The sequence below is a fragment of the Microcoleus sp. CAWBG640 genome (assembly GCF_020883015.1).
Classification (GTDB): domain Bacteria; phylum Cyanobacteriota; class Cyanobacteriia; order Cyanobacteriales; family Microcoleaceae; genus Microcoleus; species Microcoleus anatoxicus.
Window position 1 is genome coordinate 64,278 of record NZ_JAHRFC010000010.1, and the last position, 17,934, is coordinate 82,211.

Here is a 17,934-nt window from a genome sequence, read left to right on the forward strand (position 1 = left end):
ATTTCCACGTAATTTTGTAGTGGTGCATCAACGTGATCGCACTTAGGCGATCGCACCGAAAATTAGACGCTTAAACCCAATTTAATGTTCCCATGAAATTTGCACCAAATCCCATCGCCATTCAGCAAAGCCAGCGACGCTTTTTAAGTGCAGTAACTGCCGTTTTAACCTGTAGCTTCATCTGCCCAATCCTGGGAGAAATCATTGAAAATAAACCAGCAGTTGCCCAATTCTCAGCCTATTGCCAATTTTCCAAAGAACAAGTAAATGAAAAAGAAGATTTGCGTCGGGCGGCCCTCTCAGGAAAACCGGAATCTCAGCAGGCATATTTTAGTGCATTAAACAAACACGCGCGGGAAATAGCCGAATGTCGCCAAAAAAATTGGCCCCAAACTCAAGCAGTTTGGCTGCGCTTGTATCCCTGCGATGTCCGGGCGGGAGAACTCGATCGCGTATTAGACAAAGTTGTGAATAAAGGCTACAATCAAGTCTATATCGAAGTATTTTACGATGGTCAAGTGCTACTTCCAGTCGCGGATAATCCTACGACTTGGCCTTCTGTTTTGAGAAATCGTGGCTACGAGAAATCCGATTTATTAGAAAATGCGATCGCCAAGGGAAAACAGCGAGGTTTAAAAGTGTATGCTTGGCTATTTACCATGAACTTTGGCTATACCTACGCCCAGCGTGAAGACAGACAGCAAGCACTGGCAAAAAACGGTCAAAATCAGACAACTTTAACGGTAGTTCAAGACGGAGGAATTAACGATGACTTCGGAGAAGTTCCGGGAAATCAAGCCTTTGTCGATCCCTACAGCCCCCAAGCGCGGCAAGACTATTCCTTGTTAGTAAATCAAGTGCTCAAACGTCGCCCCCAAGGAATGTTATTTGACTACATTCGTTATTTACGAGGCGTTGGCCCAGCTTCCGTTGTCACTAAAGTCAAAGATTTGTGGATTTATGGCCCAGCATCCCAGCAAGTTTTATTGCAGCGTGCTAACAATCAACAAGGGCGAGATTTAATCCAGCGATACTTGACAAAAGGATTTATTAATGTTAGCGATGTTCAAGCAGTAGTCAAACAATATCCAACCGAAAAAGAACCTCTTTGGCAGGGGCGAATTCCGCAACCGATAGCAACACCAACTCCCACACCAACTCCCCCTCCTAAAAAAGCCAACTCTAGGGGACTGACTGCTGCAAAAGTTCCCGATAATGGTAAACCAAACGTTCCGAATCCCACACCAAAACCAACCCCAACACCAAAACTGCCTGACACTGGTACTCTGCAAAAAGACCTCTGGAAACTGAGTGTTGCTCACGCAGTCCAAGGAGTTTTAGAATTTTTGGGGATGGCAATTCAACCAGCCCAAAGGATGGGAATACCTGTAGGAGCAGTATTTTTTCCGAATGGGAATCAAACTATAAATCTAGGAGGATTTGATTCGAGATTGCAGCCTTGGGACAGGTTTGCGGCTTCTGTGGAATTTCACGCGATGTCCTATGGCAATTGTGGGGATGTAAGCTGTATTGTACCCCAGGTGCAGCGAACTGTGAGTTTAGCACCTCCGGGAGCAAAAATTATTCCGGCGATCGCTGGTGATTGGGGAAAATCCCTGAAAAATCGGCCTTCTTTGGAAGTTCAAATGCAGGCAATTCGCTCTGCTACACCGCAAATTAATGCAGTGAGTCATTTCTCTTTTGGGTGGCAAGAACCGGAGGATGAAAGGGCACGACAAACTTGTCGGTTGTAGGGGGATGATATGGGAGCATCCCGATTTTGTACGGGCGAAGCCAGACGGTAGTAAATCTTTCCTTTTAACCAATAACTTATCTGCGGTCATGCTTCGCCCCTACCGATATATTTGCAAATTATAAATGAGTCGTAAATATTTTGACCCCACCCCAACCCTCCCCGCGAGTTCGGGGAGGGAGTAAGAAATTCACAAATGATTTAGAATTGCTATATTTGCAAATTCGAGATGCTCCAAATGATATCAAATCTCGATCTCAAATCCGGTAGAAAATCTAGAGGGTTATCCCTTTGAGGAGTCGGGAGAAAGTGAACCCACCTTAATCAATAATCGTATTTCATCTGCGTTCATCTGCGGTTAAAAATCCCAATTATGCTAAACTAATTAATAACAATAAAAACTTTTATCTATTATCATCATGCAAAAACTACAAGCAAGAGATATCAACCTCCGTTATTTAATCGACAATTTCGGTTTACAGCGAGTTCGGAATCTAGAATTTTTCCGAGAATGGCAAGAAAACTTGCCCGAAGTAACAGACTCAGAGAAACAATTGCTCGATCGCATCCAAAACATATACTACAACCTAGTAGATACCCCGCCGGTATTGGAAAATGCAGTCAAGCTAACAATCATCAGTCCCATTTTGTTTATTGCCGGTCTCTATGAGTCTCCTTTTCAAGTCAAAGCCGAAAAGTCCATCGCCATTCAAGAAGAAGACGAAGGCAGAATCATCGAAGGCAGAATAGATATCTTAATTATGAAAGCAAACTTGTGGGTGACAGTAATTGAATCCAAACAACTTGCTTTTTCCACAGACGAAGCACTGGCTCAACTCCTGACATATATGCTGGCAGATCCTAATCGCGAAACTCCTACTTTTGGTATGATTTCCACAGGTGCTAACTTCAGTTTTGTCAAATTAGTCAGAGGAGAAACTTCGCAATATGCGCGATCGGCTGAATTTGTGATTTCCAATCCAGGTAATGAATTGTACCGCGTTTTGCAGATTTTAAAACACCTGAGTAAACTTCCAGACTAGCTAAAAAAACCATTTTAAGTTATCTTTCAAAACAGACAATATCTAATATCTCAAATTTCCAACTGGTGCGAGTATGATCAATTACTGGATAGTCGGCGCTTTGGCAATAGCTTCTGTCTGTTGGGCAGAAATCATCCGAGACTTTTATCATGTCGCATCCCACTATTGGCCGCCACTGTACAAGCTACACGCTTGGCACCACCGCGTTTTTCGCCCGAATTTGACTCCCGTCAGCGAGACAATCTACAAGCAAGCCCACTGGCGCCACGATGTGCCGGAAGCTGCGTCTATGATGGTTTTGGGCTTGTTGCTGTGGGTGGCGGCTTTTTTCTGGATGCCGGAATATCACTGGGGCGCAGCAGCGGGTTGTGTTTATACTTTAGGCTTTTTGTTGAGTGCGATCGCCCGTGGTTGCGGCATCAAGGGTGCTGATGAATTAACCGACATCACCCATCAACCCGGAGACTTCCTGACTCCACCGGGAAATTGGTTGGTGAATAAACCTTACCATTGGCGGCATCATTTCGATAATCAAAATGCTTACTATTGTGGTACTTTCACGTTAATCGATAAACTTATGGGCACTGCACTTTCTCTTAAAGGCAAAACTGTAGCCGTCACCGGGGCATCGGGAACTTTAGGAAATTTGCTGTTAAAATATCTCCACCAAGCTGGTGCAAAAGTTATCGCCCTCACATCGGGAAATCAAACAATTACTGTGAATATTGATGGCAAAGATTTGCCTGTGAAAACCATAAGTTGGCAAATAGGTCAAGAGGCAGACTTAGCAGAATTGTTAGAAAAAGTCGATATTCTGGTGATTAATCACGGCATTAATGTGCAGGGTTCGAGAAGCCCAGAGGCGATCGCCAATTCCTACGAAATCAACACTTTTTCCGCGTGGCGGCTGATGGAACTTTTTCTGCTAACGGTGCGCACTAACGAAAATATAGCTAACAAAGAAGTTTGGGTCAACACCTCGGAAGCCGAAGTCATTCCGGCTGTCAGTCCCCTCTACGAGCTCAGCAAGCGGGCTTTGGGAGACTTGGTAACTCTGCGGCGACTGGATGCACCTTGTATTGTTCGTAAACTAATTTTAGGGCCGTTTAAAAGTAAGTTAAATCCGATCGGCATTATGTCGCCAGATTGGGTAGCCCAGCAAATTGTCAAACAAGCTAAAGCCGATGCCCGCAATATCATCGTGACAATTAATCCTTTGACATTGATACTCTTTCCGGTTAAAGAGTTTTTGGTTTCTTTGTATTTCCAAATTTTCAGCCGTCAGGTAATTTCCGAGAGCAAAGAAGCGATGACACCGGAAAAATCTACTGTGGGTACAAAGATTAATTGACCAATAAAAAACCCGGATTTTTAGCAAAACCGGGTTTCTCAAGCTGAATCAAACGGGAGCATCCCGATTTTGTATAGGCGAAGCCTGACGGCAGACAATTTATATCGTTGACCGTTGCATCGGAATGATTTAACCACAGAGAACACAGAGAACACAGAGAGAAATGAATACAGGACGATGTTAACGGAATTGATATTATTAGCTCGCGCCAGAGATTTACAGCGAGAGCATCCCAATTTTTCAGGGCGAAGCATGACCGCAGATAATTTATGAGTTAAAAGCAGAGATTTACAGCGGTCATGCTTCGCCCCTACGGATATATTTGCAAAAATGGGATGCTCCCTTTATAGCGGTCATGCTTCGACCCTAGGAATATACTTGCAAAATAGAGATGCACTCAATCAAACTAATTACTTACTTCAGACATTTCAATGACGCGGCCATCATAATCTTTTACCAAAAAGTTTAGTGGTTTTTCCCGGCGAATTTTATATTTAATGCCACGAGTTTGGACTCTCATTAATAGCTGATCCAAACATTCGCGATCGAAACAAACGTGACGCTGGCGATTTTTTTCCCCCGCCAGAGCACCGCTAATTACGTGCAATTGGGTGTTTTTCATTAACTGATACCACAAACCCTCGGAAGTGGCCATGGTTTGACTGTTAGTCCCCCTGCCGACATTGGGCGACAAATATAGTGGATCGATACCCGTTGTGCCCAAGGTTTGCTCGTAATTGTAGTAGTAGTGCAGCGGCACCTCTGCTACTGGCAGATCTAACATTCCCTCGTAAAATTGTCGAGCTTGCCCCAGATCTGATACCATCACGGTGTGTACCTTGGGTGCACTGGTGAGAAACATCCACATCGCCCCTGCATAGGCTGCTAGCAGCATCACCATAATGCCTTGAGTCGAAAACAAGCTGTCTAGGGGCAGCGATGGCAAGAAAGAACTTAAGTGCAAAGGGTGAAGTGCCGGGGTAATAATACTAACTGCTAGAGTCATGAATTATAAGAAAGGGTAAACAACGAAATTTATCAGAAAATTGGGTTTAAAACCCCGTCCTGATAGCAGGACGGCTTTTTCCCCGAAAGTGCATAGTCCCAAATCCTATTGTTGGTAACAACACTCGCAGTCGCCCGCGAGGCTTAAACTATTTAGAGAGATCCCAAACAGCCTGTTAAGAACAGGTCTGATAACCTGACGGGTTCGACAATAATTATGGGAGAAGTTTATTAGGTTAGCCATATATGTTAGCAAAAACTAGCCGTTAGGGTCTGCGTGATGAAAGTCTTTGTCTACGGTACTCTCAAACCCGGTGAATGCAACTACCTCCGCTATTGCGAAGGAAAGGTTGTGTATGCTTGTCCGGCGATCGCCCGCGGTCAGCTTTTTGCCTTGCCCGCAGGCTATCCGGCCATGATTTCTGGGGAAGGAAGAGTCTACGGTTTCCTCCTGTGTTTCGGCGACTCCGCTATTTTGCCAGATTTAGACGGACTTGAAGAATACGATCCTGAACGCCAACCCGCACAAAACGAATATCAGCGACAGGAAATCGAAATATTCGATCTCAATTGCCAATCTTTAGGTACTGCTTGGGCTTACTTGATGTTACCCGATCGCCTTCGTTCTCTCAGAGGCATCTTCCTGCCTGATGGGACGTGGAAAAATAGGCTGTATCTCTGATTTGGTATTTTGAGGCTCTGGGGGCGTTGAAAGCCTTATTTTTGGTTTATTGAGTGTTGACTGTTATGGCTAGGGCTTACGCAAAAAACCCGGTTTCTTCCAAAAATCGTCGATTTTTTCAACAGATATTCACGCAGAAACCGGGTTTTTGACCTTTAGCTGTATTTTATAATTCTGATGGTAGCAGATTTGATCTAATATCAATTCCGGTTGCACCGTCAGGTGATGTTGACAGTTGACAGTCAACCGATTTCTGCCGACTTGACTAATCTGGATAAGTCGATCGCTTTTTGATGCTGGTTTTGTTGATTATATATTCTCTGATTACTGGCCAGATTGTGAAGTGCGATCGCCCGTTTTGCTTTACTGTTTCAACTAATGACCGTCGTCCTAAAGATTGCATGACTTTCAATAGTTCTGGCGGTGATAGTTGCAGATTTTCTGGTATTTTTGATATGACTGAAGTCGCTAGAAAATCAACATTTTCTAGTAAAGAAAAAGGATTTGTCGCGCACCACGTTATACCAATTAACGTATGGGAACATAGCAATTTGACACTTCGTGCAAAACGACCACCATGCAATGTTGATGAAAACAATCCAATTAACCGTTTGCTAGTGCCTGTTTACTTTCATAAAGGTAATCATCCAACATACTCAGATGATGTAATGTATATTCTTGAAAAAGAATGGTCTTACCTTGTTATAGATGGCGAAGAAAATGATTGTGAAGCTATAATGCAGGTTTTGAATCAAGTAATTGACTATCTTAAAGATACAATCACCGAAATGATAGCAGCAGGAATTTGCTCAATAGATGATGCAAAACTAACATTCAGAAGCGATCGACCCGAATCTCACTACTTTTGAAAAAGCGCGATCGCCATTACGTCCCAATTTGTCAAAAAGTGCGATCGCCCCTCGCCTCTATTTTTCAAAAAAACGCTGCTTACTGATAAAGATTATGATTCGGATCTAACCAAACAATATAAAACACATCCTCAATAAAGAATCCATGCACTCGACCGTGTTCGTTAGTTGACAGAGAAAACTGATAAGGAACTGTTACCAATTCTTTTTCATTCGGGATACCAAACCCATTGGGTTCGGTTGTTTCTCGCCACTTAATCGGATGACAGCGAAGGGATTGACTGCGATTCATCTTCACTTCTTGTGCTGTCAATGTCGATAAATCGCGCAATCTTTCCAATAAAATAATGAAATAATTCGCATCCCGATCGCGAATTGAGAATTTTTCATTCTGAGTTTGCAGGTACTTGAAGGAAAATCCCAAGCCTTCGGGCGATTTCGGTTGAGAAGGGACAATTTTAGACAGAGGTTTCTTCTTTGACACGGCCCGAATAATATTTTTTCATCGATTCTTGAGAAATAATGGCATGACAAGATTCGTCTTTCGGCAAATCCCCTCTCGCTTCCCGCCAAGGCATTTCACTGCAAATCATTCGTTCCAAAGTTTCATCATCATACTCAAAATATGCCTCGGCAACTTCTTCGATAAATTCCCCGATTTTTTGGGGAAGTTTCGGTTGTTCGATTTTCTCTGCAATCGGTTCCCAGCTAAATTGGCATTGATACTTCTCCAATAAATCAGGAATCACCGGCCCGTGAATCCATGCTTGAAAATCTGCATCAAATAGTGACGTGCCGTAAACTCCTAAATACCAAGCTTGAGCGTAATACAGGAGTTTTTGTAGCTTGTAGACATTGATTGCTACATCAGTTTGCGCGGCTAACCAAAGGAAAGCATTTGCAATATCTCGATCGCTCAATTTGTCCGAATTACTTGGAACCGCAACAACTTTCAGTTGACCTTCGCCTATCTGTTCCAATAGTTCAGAAACTGACAAGTTAAATTCTCCGGCTATTTGCTCAACTTTTTGCCAGACAGGAGAACTTATAGTTATTTGATATTCAGTTGTTATTGAGGAAGCTTGGGTCATGGCAGTTCTGAGAGCTGATTTGAATAATTGTAGCAAGCTGAGACACTACATTCAGGACTTCAGATAATGATACCTCGTTTTTCTCATCAAATTTTCTCTCGCTTCCTTCTCCCTTAATTAGTAGATAGCTGAAACTCATATCAGGCTTAATTTCCACTTCTAGATTGCCGTGTGGGCTTCGCCATTCCAGTTGTAGACTACCATTAGCAATTGGTGCTGCATCATAGGGTAAAATCCGATCGCCAACTAAAGGCGAAAGAGAATATTTAACATGAATTAGCAACTGACAGGCTTTTACAAAAGCAACGGGAGAAACTGCTAATGCACCATAAGAATCCCAGTCAGGTTCTAGTTGGGCAAGTTGCGTTAAGCGCTCTAATATTGGATCTAAGGAAACATCAATTAATGTTGCTTGAGACATAGCTTTTACAAATATCGTATTTTTTATTATATCATAGTTATTGCTGACGATAAGTTAATAGAGTGAGACATGAGAGCAAAAGCGCGATCGCCCTTACATCCCAAATTGTCAAAAAGTGCGATCGCCCTTTCCCCTGTGCTTGTAAAACTTTTCCATCTGAGATAAACTAGGAAATAAAAACCAAGCAACCTCTGAAGGAGGATAAAACAATGTCCGAAAGAGAACTATTGATTCGTGAGATTGCTCAAACACCTGATACTTTAGTGAGAGAAGTTTTAAATTTCTTGCTATTCATTAAATCCAGAACAAATCAAGATGATTTTCAAAACCATAATTCAGAAAAATCCGATCTTCCATCTTTCTTGAATTTCATAGATCGAGTTAATTTAGAAACACCAGCGGAAGAGAATGCACAGCTACCCAGAGACTTATCAAAAAATCTAGATAGATACTTGTATGGCTCACCCAAGGAATATCGCCCCTCACTTATATTATTTATCGCCCTAACTACTTGATTAATTAACCTACTTTACTGCGACAGCTAACTGGAGCCCCAGTTTATCTAGTAAAACTATCAAAGCATAAATTTCCTCGCCCCCACTCTCAGACAACATCCGATCGAGTTTCTCATATATAAATTTAGCTTCCGTCGATAACTTACTCATCTGCAAATAAGCATCCACAACATCTTTAAGTCCTGCTCGCAGCAATTCTGGTTCTGGTGTTTCAGACTCTAATTCCAACATAACCTCGATATAGCTAGCAGCACTTTCTGGATTTTTCAGAGAAGAAATCAAGTATTCATGGTAGCTTCTACTTGTTGGCACTTTGAGTTCTTTCATAATCTCTCCAATATTTTTTAGCTTGGCTAATATCTTGCTCTTGAGTGCTTTTATCACCGCCACATAGCAGCAACACAACTGTTAACCCGATTTGTCCAAAATAGATGCGATAGCCAGGGCCATAATCAATCTTAAGTTCATAAACTCCGGCTCCTAGTGAGCGATAATCTCCCAGATTGCCTAGCTCAACTCGCCTGAGTCGTTTCTTAATTTTAGATACAGTTTTCGTATCTTGAAAGGAATCAAGCCATCCTTCAAAGGGACTTGTCCCGTCGGCTTTCAGGTAGTTCTGTACTTCTCGTGGTTGAGCTTCCATAATTTTAACACAGGCGATCGGGCTTTTAAGGGGAGTGCTAGCGTGTCGCCACTTTTTTAAGCCTTCTGACTCAAGTGCAAGTCACCCACAATCGGTAATTCAAATACATTACTATCTCGCAACCGCTTTGAGAAAAACATAACTTGAGGACTCAAGAACTCATCATATCAATTCCGGTAACACCGGAATGATATAGAGGACACGGCAGTGCCCATTAGTGTCAACTTAAGGTATAACCCATAGTCCGGCAGGGGTTGAAACCCCTGCCTAAAAGCGAAAGTCCTCTCAAAGAGGACTGAAGAGTTAGTTAATGTGTATTGGTTTCAGGTAAATCGACCGTCGGTTTCAACCGACTTTAGCTATGAGACAGGGGTTTTAACCCCTGTCGGAGTCGCGGGATGACTAACAGACACGGGGCGGGCTGACAGCTTAAGTTGACACCAATGGGCAGTGCCGTTTCCCTACAAGATTATTTTGGGTAGGGACACGGTACTACCCATTGGTGTCAACTTAAGGTAAAAGTTATAGTCCGACAGGGGTTGAAACCCCTGTCTCATAGCGCAAGTCCTCTCAAAGAGGACTGAAGAATTAGTTGAGTTGATAGGTATTGGTTTGGGGCAAATCGACCGTCAGTTTCAACTGACTTTGGCTATGAGACAGGGGTTTTAACCCCTGTCGGAGTCGCGGGATGACTAACAGACACGGGGCGGGCTGACAGCTTAAGTTGACACCTATGGGTACTACCGTGTCCTAATTTCGGCTAATAATTCCGATGCAACCGGAAACGATATCAGTCCTCTTTTAGAGGACTTGCGCTTTGAGGCAGGGGTTTCAACCCCTGCCGGACTATTGGTTGTACCTTAAGTTGACACTAATGATCGCTGCCGTGTCCCCATCTAGACTACTCTTACAAATGGCAACTCATATCGCCAGATTGTTGACTGAAACGCGCGTTTTCCCGGTAGTCAACCGGACAGTCTATCACACAAGGCACATCTTGAGCCAGGGCTTCTTTCAAAATCGGAATTAAATCCGTTGCAGCCTCCACTCGATAGCCTTTCAAACCCATACTTTCGGCAAACTTCACAAAGTCGGGATTGCCAAATTTGATGAAATCGGAATGACCAAAATGATCTTCCTGCTTCCATTCAATCAAACCATAACCGCCATCATTAAAGATGAGCGTCACAAAATTAGTACCGACACGCAAAGCAGTTTCTAACTCCTGACAATTCATCATAAAACCGCCGTCTCCCGTGGCTGCTACCACCTTGCGATCGGGATAAACCAGTTTGGCGGCCAACGCGCCCGGAATCGCAATTCCCATCGCCGCAAAGCCGTTGGAAATTAAACAGGTATTTGGGCGATCGCAATGATAATTCCGCGCGATCCACATTTTGTGAGCACCCACGTCAGATATCACAATATCATCAGGCCCCATCACCTGCCGCAAATCGTAAATGATTTTCTGTGGCTTAATTGGAAAACCATCATCGCTAGCATATTGTTCGTAGCCCGCGCGAATATCTGCCCGCAACTGCTTAGCAAAAGGATCGGCTTTTCCGGTTCTATCCGCCCGCTGTAAAATTTCATTGAGCGAATCGGAAATATCTCCCACAACTTCTACAATGGGAATATAACTGCTATCGATTTCTGATGGCAAAGCTCCAATGTGAATAATCGGAATTTTGCCGTCAGGATTCCACTTTTTCGGGGAATATTCAATTAAATCATACCCAACTGCAATCACTAAATCCGTTTCTTCAAAAGCACAACTAATGTAATCCCGTTTTTGCAAACCCGTTGTCCAAAGTGCCAAAGGATGAGTGTAAGGAATTACACCTTTGCCCATGAAAGTATTCGCTGCTGGAATATTCAATCGAGTAGCAAATTCGGTAACAGCTTCACTAGCATTCGCTCGAATCGCGCCATTTCCGATTAACAACAGAGGACTTTTTGCCTTGGAAATCGCCACAGCAGCTTTATTCAAACTTTGGTAAGCACCAAAAGTTTTTTCCCGGTTGTCTTTGGTGAGAGGTTTTCCTTCCACAGGCATGGCTGCGATGTTTTCTGGCAAATCAATGTGAACTGCTCCCGGCTTTTCACTCTGAGCTACTTTAAAGGCTTTGCGGACAATTTCTGGGGTTGTACCGGGGCGGACAATTTGAGCTCCCCACTTAGTAACCGGAGCAAACATAGCCACCAAATCTAAATATTGGTGCGATTCTATGTGCATTCTATCAGTACCGACTTGTCCAGTAATTGCTACTAGAGGAGCACCGTCTAAGTTCGCATCAGCAACACCGGTCATTAAGTTAGTTGCGCCTGGTCCCAAGGTGGATAAACAAACGCCGGCTTTGCCTGTCAGGCGGCCGTAAACGTCGGCCATGAAAGCAGCGCCTTGTTCGTGACGAGTAGTAATAAATTTAATTGAGGAGTTTCTTAGGGCTTCTAAAACTTCTAGATTTTCTTCGCCTGGGAGTCCAAAAACATATTCGACTCCTTCATTCTCTAGACATTGTACCAGTAATTGAGCTGTGTTCATTTCCATTTTTGTCCTCTGTAAGTGGGGATATGTTCTCGTGGTCAACTTCTGGCAACAATCCTAATTAAGAGTTAGGCAAAATCTCTCTGTGTTGCAGAATTTATATCACAGGCAGGATGCCCGTGGCACAATCAACACAGATTAATTTAGATTTTTGCCGGAAGTTGATTGAGTGCGCGCTTATTTTACCCACACTGTTTTAATGTTAACAAATTCATGAATTCCTTGGATGCTCAATTCGCGTCCGTAACCGGAGCGTTTGATGCCACCGAAGGGCAATCTGGGGTCTGATTTGACTAAACCGTTGATGAATACTGCCCCAGCTTCTAGTTCGGAAATAAACCGATCGCACTCTGAGCTTACTGTAGTCCAAGCTGTCGCGGCTAAACCAAAGGACGTACTGTTGGCTAATTCGATCGCCTCATCGATGTTAGCTACTCGGAATACTAAAGCTACTGGCCCGAAAAATTCTTGTTGACGGGCGGCGGCATCCAGGGGAATATCTGTCAAAATAGTTGGCAAGTAGAAATTGCCGGCTTTCTCTGACAAAGCATGGCCGCCTGTTAGCAGTTTAGCTCCCGATGCGATGCAAGCTTGCACTTGATTGTCTAATTCTTTGAGGATTGCGGGAGTCGCTAAAGGGCCGATATCAGTTTCTGGTAACATCGGATCGCCTACTTTTAGTTGCTCGAATTTTTCCACAAATCCTGCGATAAATTCCTCGGCAATCTCTTCTGCTAAAATAAACCTTTTAGCAGATACGCAAGTTTGGCCGCTATTGAGCATTCGCGATATCACAGCAGTGGATAAAGCTGCTGGTAAATCGGCGCTAGACATGACAATAAAGGGGTCGCTTCCTCCCAATTCCAGCACTACTTTTTTCAAATTTTTGCCAGCCTGGGCTGCTAAACTTTCACCCGCGGGTTCGCTACCCGTGAGAGTGGCTGCTTTGATGCGATCGTCCGCAACTATCTTACCTACTTTGTCGGCTCCCACTAACAATGTTTGAAAAACGCCTTCGGGAAAGCCTGCTTCCGTGAAAATTTCCTCTATTTTCAAAGCACATTGTGGCACGTTGGAAGCGTGTTTGAGCAACCCTACGTTGCCCGCCATCAGTGTCGGCGCTGCAAACCGAAAAACTTGCCAAAATGGAAAATTCCAGGGCATGACGGCTAAAATAACGCCCAAGGGTTGGTAGCGGACAAAGCTGCTGCTAGCGTCAGTGCTGGCTGGTACGTCTGCCATAAATTGAGCAGCGTTTTTGGCGTAGTAGCGACAAACTAGGGCGCATTTTTCGACTTCGGCGATCGCAGATTTGAGAGTTTTCCCCATTTCTAGGGTCATCATTTTAGCGTAAATTTCGCGATCGCGCTCCAAGATCTCGGCAGCTTTTTGCATCCACATAGAGCGCTGCTCGAAGGGCAGTCGCTGATATTGTTTAAAAGCTGTTTGTGCTAATGCTAGCTTGGTTTCGATTACCGCATCTGTGAGGGGCTCAAAAGTTTTGACAGTTTCTCCCGTTGTCGGGTTGATAGTAGCAATAGCCATTGTTTTATCTCCTGTGTGAAAAACACAAAACTCCCTTCTAGTTTTCCAGCTAGGCGGGGAGTTGTATCAATGTATTACAAAATGGAAATTTACCGGCCACGTTTTCAGGTTTTGTTAATTTGCAGGTTTTGCAATTTGTTTAAAACTCTCAACTTTTAATTATAGTGCAAAATTTCGATCGCAAATCTTAAGAAAATTAGTTTTTCAAGTTTAATGTTGAGCCGGAAATGCGATCGTTTCCGGTTGTATTGGAATGATTTAACCGCGAAGGCGCGTTCGACGAAGCCGTTCCCGTAGGGTAGGACGCGAAGGCAGAAAAGAGAGAGTGGGGCAGGGCGAAGAATTCTGGCCTATAAATTTGGGTGTTTCCCATCGGCTATTAGCCCGAATGCTTCGCCCCTACAGGGATTGGGGTAGATATAAATTGGGGGATTTCCGATTTTATTTTCACCCCAATGTTGCGCGCCTACACCGATTTTTCCTCGATGTAATTCTGGACGTAAGACTGATAGTAATACCTGCTCCCTTTATCGTTATTTGCCACCATTCCCAACAGCGGAATATCAGCCATTCTCAAATCTTCCAAAGCCAATAATAGCGCCTGCCGCTCAGTTTGATTCAGCCCCACCACCAGCATCATTCCATTGGTGTGAGCCGCCAATAAATTGGCATCGGCTAAACCCAAAAGTGGCGCAGTATCGTAAATCACTAAGTCAAAATTATTTGACAAAGCTGCCATTAAATGCTGCATTTTTCGGGAAGAAAGCACCTTGGTGGGATCGAGAGGAACAGGGCCTGATGTTAACACAAACAGGTTTTCATCGTGGGGCGATCGCAAAATCAACTTTTCCACATCTACATCATCCGCGATCGCATTGTGTAACCCTTGCCAATTCGGTAAACCCAGCATTTCGTGCACCTGCGGGCGTCGCAAATCCGCATCCACCAACAGCACTTGCTGACCCATGGCCGCGGCCGCCCGTGCTAGATTTACAGCTACAGTAGACTTGCCATCGGCTACTTGACAAGAAGTAATTACACAAGAGGCGATCGGACTATCAACCTTTAGCAAGCGAATATTAGCATTGAGCGATCGAAAAGCCTCCTGAAAAGCATCCGTCGGCATTTGCGAAATGCCCACATCCAAAGTAACTGTCTCCGCAGGAGGAAGCCTCAAAATTTTATCGCTAGCAGGAATTACCCCCAACAAAGGCAGTCGAATTGAATGTTTGACATCCTCTGGAGTCTGGAACACCTTATCATTATTAAACCGTTGGGCCAACTGCGCCACCAGGGCACCAAACACCAAACCAAGCAATCCACCAACAGCCAAATTTAAAGGCATAATTGGAGCAACAGCCATCAACTCCCCATTGCGATAGCGCGGAATTTCCGGCTTAGCAATCACCTCCCAAGCCACCTCTTTTTTACCCACAGCTTCAAGCTGCAAAGCTTGTTGTTTTGCCAACAAATTTTTCAGGGTACTATTGGTTAAATCCGCCTCCCGCTGCAAATCCGAATAGCGCCGCAAAATCACCGGGAATCCTTGAGAATATTGATTCAACTGCTTAGCAGCTTGTTCCAAAACTTGATTTCGCACTCCCAAAACCTGAATAGTATTAGCAGTACCAATAAACTGCTCGATCAACTTAATCCGCACCGGATCTTGAAAAGCCAGCACTTGAGAATTTACTTTACCTAAATCAGTTCCCAAAACCTGTGTAGCCTCTTTTTTCAACAAAGGAATCAGATTTTTTTGCTGTTCTCGCAACAACTGCATTTGGGGAGTTTGGTCAGTATAAGTCGCGGAATTAATCGCAATTTGTCCTTCTAATTGCTGCAATTGAGTCAGCATTGCTTGGTAGCGAGGTGCTTGACTCAGAGAAGAAGCCATCAGGGCTTGTTGCTGATTCAGTCCTAGCTGATTTTGCAAATTAGCATAGAGCAATTTTTGCTGATTTAGTTGGGTTTGAGCATCCAATCTTTGCGCTTGAAGTTGACTAATTTGCTGCGCTAATTGTTGGGTTTGAATTTGCGGATCGATGAAATTGTACTGCTGACGCAATTTTTGAATTTCTGTTTGAATCGCTTGTTGGCGCTTTTGCTGATTGGGAATTTGCGATTTCACAAAATCCAGACTCTGACTAATTTGAGTTCTGGTATCTTGGACGCTGTAGTTGCGGTAGCCTAACGCAACTTTTTCTAAAACAAACTGAATTTTTTTCGGATCGAAATCCCGATATTTAACTTCGATAATCTTGGTATTTTTAAACCGATTAATTGACAACCTCGTTTGCCGATCGAATGCCAAATTATCTGTTTTTTCGTTAAAAAGGTAGTTGTAATTAATTTCAGGATACTTCGCCCGCAACTGTTTAATGATTGGCGACATTACTTGCGGACTTTGCAAAACCTGAATTTGGGATTCGTAGTCAAAACCAGCATTTTCTGGTGTTTCGGGAGCCGCTGGTTTCAGTTTCAATTCACCGGAGTAGATTTTTGCTAAAGTGTTTTGGGTAACAGTGGGTTCTACTAATAATTGAAATCGTCCTTCGTACTCACTTTTTTGATTCAAAGTCCAAGCAAAAACACCCGTGGTTACTGCCGCAGCTACGCCAAGGACTAAAAACGAGCGACTGCGGCATACTTCCCAAAAATTCAACGGCTCTGACTCTGTTTGTTCCAGTTCTAAAAAATCATTTTCTCCATTGTAAAGCACCGAAGATATTTGTCGCGTTCCTGGGGATTTTTGGTTTTTTTTAAGCAGTGATATCTGAGAGTTTTTCCCTGGTTTCATTTGTTTATGCAGCTTATTAGTTTCAACGTCTGTACGAGCTATCGAAAAATATTGAACAATCTGAATATTCCCAATAAAGGATTAAGAGGAGCGAGGGTACCACCTACATTATCCGAGAATGCAGCGCGACCCGATCGCCTGACCATGATTACATCATTATTTTGCAGTTTAGGATTGGCTTCATCATTAGCAGTGGCGGAAAAATTCACCTTAATCGCGATGCGGGAAACAGTACCATTAGCATTGATGCGGATTAAATCCACCGAATCCATTTCTGCCCGCGCTTTATTAAAACCTCCCGCTGCTACCAGCGCTTGATTTAAAGAAGTATTTGGCCGCAGGGAAATCGCCCCTGGTTTGATGACTTCTCCCACCACTGTCACCTTAATTGTATCCGGTGAAAAACTAGAATTAGCTACCTGGGCACCCTGAGTTTCGTCAATATTTTCGGCTTTGGGAATAATCACCGTATCTCCCTGTTGCAGCACTAAATCTTGAGATACATCTCCTGTTTGCAAAAGTTGCCACAAATCGACATTAATAATTTGTTCAGTACCAGCCCGCGTCAGACGACGAACTTGTATTTGCCGAATATCAGCTACGGGGGTAATACCGCCAGCTACTTTAATCGCCCTAGTGACAGTTTGCTGCACAACGGTTTCACTACCCGCCGTCTCAGTGGCACCAAACAAACCCGAATTTGCACCCATGTCATTCTCTTGTAACCTACTTTGAGAATCTTTTGCCAGAGTATAAGTACCGGGACGAGCTACTTCTCCCACCACAGCAATATTAATGGGCTGAGTGCTTTGTCCGGTAATATTGGCAACTGCTAAAGTAGGTGCTTCTTGGCGATTGAGGCTAGTGACAGTGGGAATAAATATAGTATCGCCGTCGCGCAAAGTCATATCGGCGCGCAAATCACCGTTTTGCAACAATTCCCATAAATCAACACTAATAATTTGTTCCGCTGCATTGCGTTGGGGGCGGCGGATTTTGATTTGTCGCACGTCTGCTGACTGTGTAATACCACCAGCCATTCGCAAAGCCCGCGATATCGTGGGCATTTGAGTTCCCATTTGTTCTGCTGTGCCTCCGGGGCCCGCCGCTGAGGATATTGTATAGGCTCCTGGGCGGTTGATTTCCCCTGCGATCGCAATTTGTAAAGGACGCGGGGCCAGCAGTTTCAGTGTAATCCAAGGACGCTTTAAGTATTGACCATATCGCCCTTTGACACTATTGGCTGCTTGTTCTAAAGTCATCCCGTACACTGAAACGCTACCAATTAAGGGCAAACTTAGGGAACCGTCAGCCTGTACCTGATGTTGACCGTTGGGGCCGCTATATTCCGGGACATTAAAAATATCCAGTTGAATGCGATCGCCCGCTCCTAAAGTGTAGACTTCCGATCGTACACTCGAAGGTGTCGGTGGTGCATTGACTGGCGTAGTTCCCGGAACCAGCGGCAATCCCGGCGCGGAGGGTACCGGTACGGGTACGGGCGCGGGCGTGGGTATGGCTAGGGGAGGAGGGGGCGGAGGTAACTGAGCCCAACTAGGAGCAGAAACTAGAATCGCCATCAGCACTGATCCAGTGAAACCGTTGACAATATTGATTCCCAAATCACTTTTGAGCACCATCGTTTTTTGCCCGATCCTTTTGCTAACCCAT

General features: G+C 44.1%; 17 protein-coding genes. 6 read left to right on the forward strand and 11 right to left on the reverse strand.

All coding sequences use genetic code 11. The features are described 5' to 3' along the window. Positions 1-92 precede the first annotated feature (92 nt). From AAFP11_RS07775 to AAFP11_RS07785, 3 genes are all read left to right on the forward strand, one after another. Entirely contained in the window at positions 93-1,754 is a 1,662-nt protein-coding gene (locus AAFP11_RS07775) for a family 10 glycosylhydrolase (RefSeq protein ID WP_341736520.1), read from the forward strand. Between the two features lie 418 nt (positions 1,755-2,172). Continuing rightward, positions 2,173-2,796 carry a restriction endonuclease subunit R gene (locus AAFP11_RS07780; RefSeq protein ID WP_341736521.1) on the forward strand — a complete coding sequence of 208 codons (624 nt, stop codon included), beginning with the start codon at positions 2,173-2,175 and terminating at the stop codon, positions 2,794-2,796. A 73-nt stretch (positions 2,797-2,869) separates the two neighbouring features. Next, positions 2,870-4,147: a bifunctional sterol desaturase/short chain dehydrogenase gene (locus AAFP11_RS07785; protein WP_341736522.1), complete on the forward strand. Its 1,278-nt coding sequence runs from the start codon at positions 2,870-2,872 to the stop codon at positions 4,145-4,147. A 406-nt stretch (positions 4,148-4,553) separates the two neighbouring features. Here the strand turns inward: AAFP11_RS07785 and AAFP11_RS07790 are convergent, their stop codons facing one another. Continuing rightward, complete coding sequence (locus AAFP11_RS07790; RefSeq protein WP_341736523.1) at positions 4,554-5,153, reverse strand: glyoxalase-like domain protein; 600 nt, start codon at positions 5,151-5,153, stop codon at positions 4,554-4,556. A 279-nt stretch (positions 5,154-5,432) separates the two neighbouring features. Between AAFP11_RS07790 and AAFP11_RS07795 the strand changes: the two genes are divergently transcribed. Beyond that, complete coding sequence (locus tag AAFP11_RS07795; protein WP_341736524.1) at positions 5,433-5,834, forward strand: gamma-glutamylcyclotransferase; 402 nt, start codon at positions 5,433-5,435, stop codon at positions 5,832-5,834. A gap of 265 nt (positions 5,835-6,099) precedes the next feature. On the opposite strand, the gene AAFP11_RS07800 is transcribed toward AAFP11_RS07795, so the two are convergent. Then, a complete protein-coding gene (locus tag AAFP11_RS07800) occupies positions 6,100-6,237 on the reverse strand; it encodes a hypothetical protein (RefSeq protein WP_341736525.1) in 138 nt (45 codons plus the stop codon). Between AAFP11_RS07800 and AAFP11_RS07805 the strand changes: the two genes are divergently transcribed. Beyond that, positions 6,236-6,703 (forward strand): AHH domain-containing protein, encoded by a 468-nt coding sequence (locus AAFP11_RS07805; RefSeq protein ID WP_341736526.1) that lies wholly within the window; start codon positions 6,236-6,238, stop codon positions 6,701-6,703. The genes AAFP11_RS07800 and AAFP11_RS07805 overlap by 2 nt on opposite strands. Positions 6,704-6,782: 79 nt before the next feature. Here AAFP11_RS07805 and AAFP11_RS07810 read toward each other — a convergent pair whose 3' ends face one another. Genes AAFP11_RS07810 through AAFP11_RS07820 form a run of 3 tightly spaced genes read right to left on the reverse strand, consistent with a single transcriptional unit; the run spans position 6,783 to position 8,215 of the window. Beyond that, positions 6,783-7,187 carry a hypothetical protein gene (locus AAFP11_RS07810; protein ID WP_333106246.1) on the reverse strand — a complete coding sequence of 135 codons (405 nt, stop codon included), beginning with the start codon at positions 7,185-7,187 and terminating at the stop codon, positions 6,783-6,785. Continuing rightward, positions 7,162-7,794, reverse strand: a complete 633-nt coding sequence (locus AAFP11_RS07815) for a type II toxin-antitoxin system antitoxin SocA domain-containing protein (RefSeq protein WP_341736527.1) — start codon at positions 7,792-7,794, stop codon at positions 7,162-7,164. Before AAFP11_RS07815 ends, AAFP11_RS07810 begins: the two co-directional genes overlap by 26 nt. Further along, positions 7,766-8,215, reverse strand: coding sequence for a hypothetical protein (locus tag AAFP11_RS07820; protein WP_341736528.1), 450 nt, complete (start codon positions 8,213-8,215; stop codon positions 7,766-7,768). Before AAFP11_RS07820 ends, AAFP11_RS07815 begins: the two co-directional genes overlap by 29 nt. Positions 8,216-8,424: 209 nt before the next feature. On the opposite strand from AAFP11_RS07820, the gene AAFP11_RS07825 reads away from it, so the two are divergent. Further along, positions 8,425-8,730 carry a hypothetical protein gene (locus AAFP11_RS07825; RefSeq protein WP_341736529.1) on the forward strand — a complete coding sequence of 102 codons (306 nt, stop codon included), beginning with the start codon at positions 8,425-8,427 and terminating at the stop codon, positions 8,728-8,730. A 9-nt stretch (positions 8,731-8,739) separates the two neighbouring features. On the opposite strand, the gene AAFP11_RS07830 is transcribed toward AAFP11_RS07825, so the two are convergent. The 6 genes from AAFP11_RS07830 to AAFP11_RS07855 all read right to left on the reverse strand — a co-directional run bounded on the left by AAFP11_RS07830 (position 8,740) and on the right by AAFP11_RS07855 (position 17,903). Further along, a complete protein-coding gene (locus tag AAFP11_RS07830) occupies positions 8,740-9,057 on the reverse strand; it encodes a transcriptional regulator (RefSeq protein ID WP_341736530.1) in 318 nt (105 codons plus the stop codon). Continuing rightward, positions 9,029-9,373, reverse strand: a complete 345-nt coding sequence (locus AAFP11_RS07835; protein ID WP_341736531.1) for a type II toxin-antitoxin system RelE/ParE family toxin — start codon at positions 9,371-9,373, stop codon at positions 9,029-9,031. Before AAFP11_RS07835 ends, AAFP11_RS07830 begins: the two co-directional genes overlap by 29 nt. 907 nt (positions 9,374-10,280) lie before the next feature. Then, positions 10,281-11,918: an acetolactate synthase large subunit gene (locus AAFP11_RS07840; RefSeq protein WP_341736532.1), complete on the reverse strand. Its 1,638-nt coding sequence runs from the start codon at positions 11,916-11,918 to the stop codon at positions 10,281-10,283. Between the two features lie 180 nt (positions 11,919-12,098). After that, positions 12,099-13,466: an NAD-dependent succinate-semialdehyde dehydrogenase gene (locus AAFP11_RS07845; RefSeq protein ID WP_341736533.1), complete on the reverse strand. Its 1,368-nt coding sequence runs from the start codon at positions 13,464-13,466 to the stop codon at positions 12,099-12,101. Positions 13,467-13,932: 466 nt separating this feature from the next. Continuing rightward, positions 13,933-16,263, reverse strand: coding sequence for a polysaccharide biosynthesis tyrosine autokinase (locus AAFP11_RS07850; RefSeq protein WP_341736534.1), 2,331 nt, complete (start codon positions 16,261-16,263; stop codon positions 13,933-13,935). Between the two features lie 38 nt (positions 16,264-16,301). Next, complete coding sequence (locus tag AAFP11_RS07855) at positions 16,302-17,903, reverse strand: SLBB domain-containing protein (RefSeq protein WP_341736535.1); 1,602 nt, start codon at positions 17,901-17,903, stop codon at positions 16,302-16,304. Positions 17,904-17,934: the final 31 nt, after the last annotated feature.

Coding starts and splice junctions, on each gene's coding strand:
- AAFP11_RS07775 (WP_341736520.1), top strand. CDS start 93: ATGAAATTTGCACCAAATCCCATCGCCATTCAGCAAAGCCAGCGACGC.
- AAFP11_RS07780 (WP_341736521.1), top strand. CDS start 2,173: ATGCAAAAACTACAAGCAAGAGATATCAACCTCCGTTATTTAATCGAC.
- AAFP11_RS07785 (WP_341736522.1), top strand. CDS start 2,870: ATGATCAATTACTGGATAGTCGGCGCTTTGGCAATAGCTTCTGTCTGT.
- AAFP11_RS07790 (WP_341736523.1), bottom strand. CDS start 5,153: ATGACTCTAGCAGTTAGTATTATTACCCCGGCACTTCACCCTTTGCAC.
- AAFP11_RS07795 (WP_341736524.1), top strand. CDS start 5,433: ATGAAAGTCTTTGTCTACGGTACTCTCAAACCCGGTGAATGCAACTAC.
- AAFP11_RS07805 (WP_341736526.1), top strand. CDS start 6,236: ATGACTTTCAATAGTTCTGGCGGTGATAGTTGCAGATTTTCTGGTATT.
- AAFP11_RS07800 (WP_341736525.1), bottom strand. CDS start 6,237: ATGCAATCTTTAGGACGACGGTCATTAGTTGAAACAGTAAAGCAAAAC.
- AAFP11_RS07815 (WP_341736527.1), bottom strand. CDS start 7,794: ATGACCCAAGCTTCCTCAATAACAACTGAATATCAAATAACTATAAGT.
- AAFP11_RS07820 (WP_341736528.1), bottom strand. CDS start 8,215: ATGTCTCAAGCAACATTAATTGATGTTTCCTTAGATCCAATATTAGAG.
- AAFP11_RS07825 (WP_341736529.1), top strand. CDS start 8,425: ATGTCCGAAAGAGAACTATTGATTCGTGAGATTGCTCAAACACCTGAT.
- AAFP11_RS07830 (WP_341736530.1), bottom strand. CDS start 9,057: ATGAAAGAACTCAAAGTGCCAACAAGTAGAAGCTACCATGAATACTTG.
- AAFP11_RS07835 (WP_341736531.1), bottom strand. CDS start 9,373: ATGGAAGCTCAACCACGAGAAGTACAGAACTACCTGAAAGCCGACGGG.
- AAFP11_RS07840 (WP_341736532.1), bottom strand. CDS start 11,918: ATGAACACAGCTCAATTACTGGTACAATGTCTAGAGAATGAAGGAGTC.
- AAFP11_RS07845 (WP_341736533.1), bottom strand. CDS start 13,466: ATGGCTATTGCTACTATCAACCCGACAACGGGAGAAACTGTCAAAACT.
- AAFP11_RS07850 (WP_341736534.1), bottom strand. CDS start 16,263: ATGAAACCAGGGAAAAACTCTCAGATATCACTGCTTAAAAAAAACCAA.
- AAFP11_RS07855 (WP_341736535.1), bottom strand. CDS start 17,903: ATGGTGCTCAAAAGTGATTTGGGAATCAATATTGTCAACGGTTTCACT.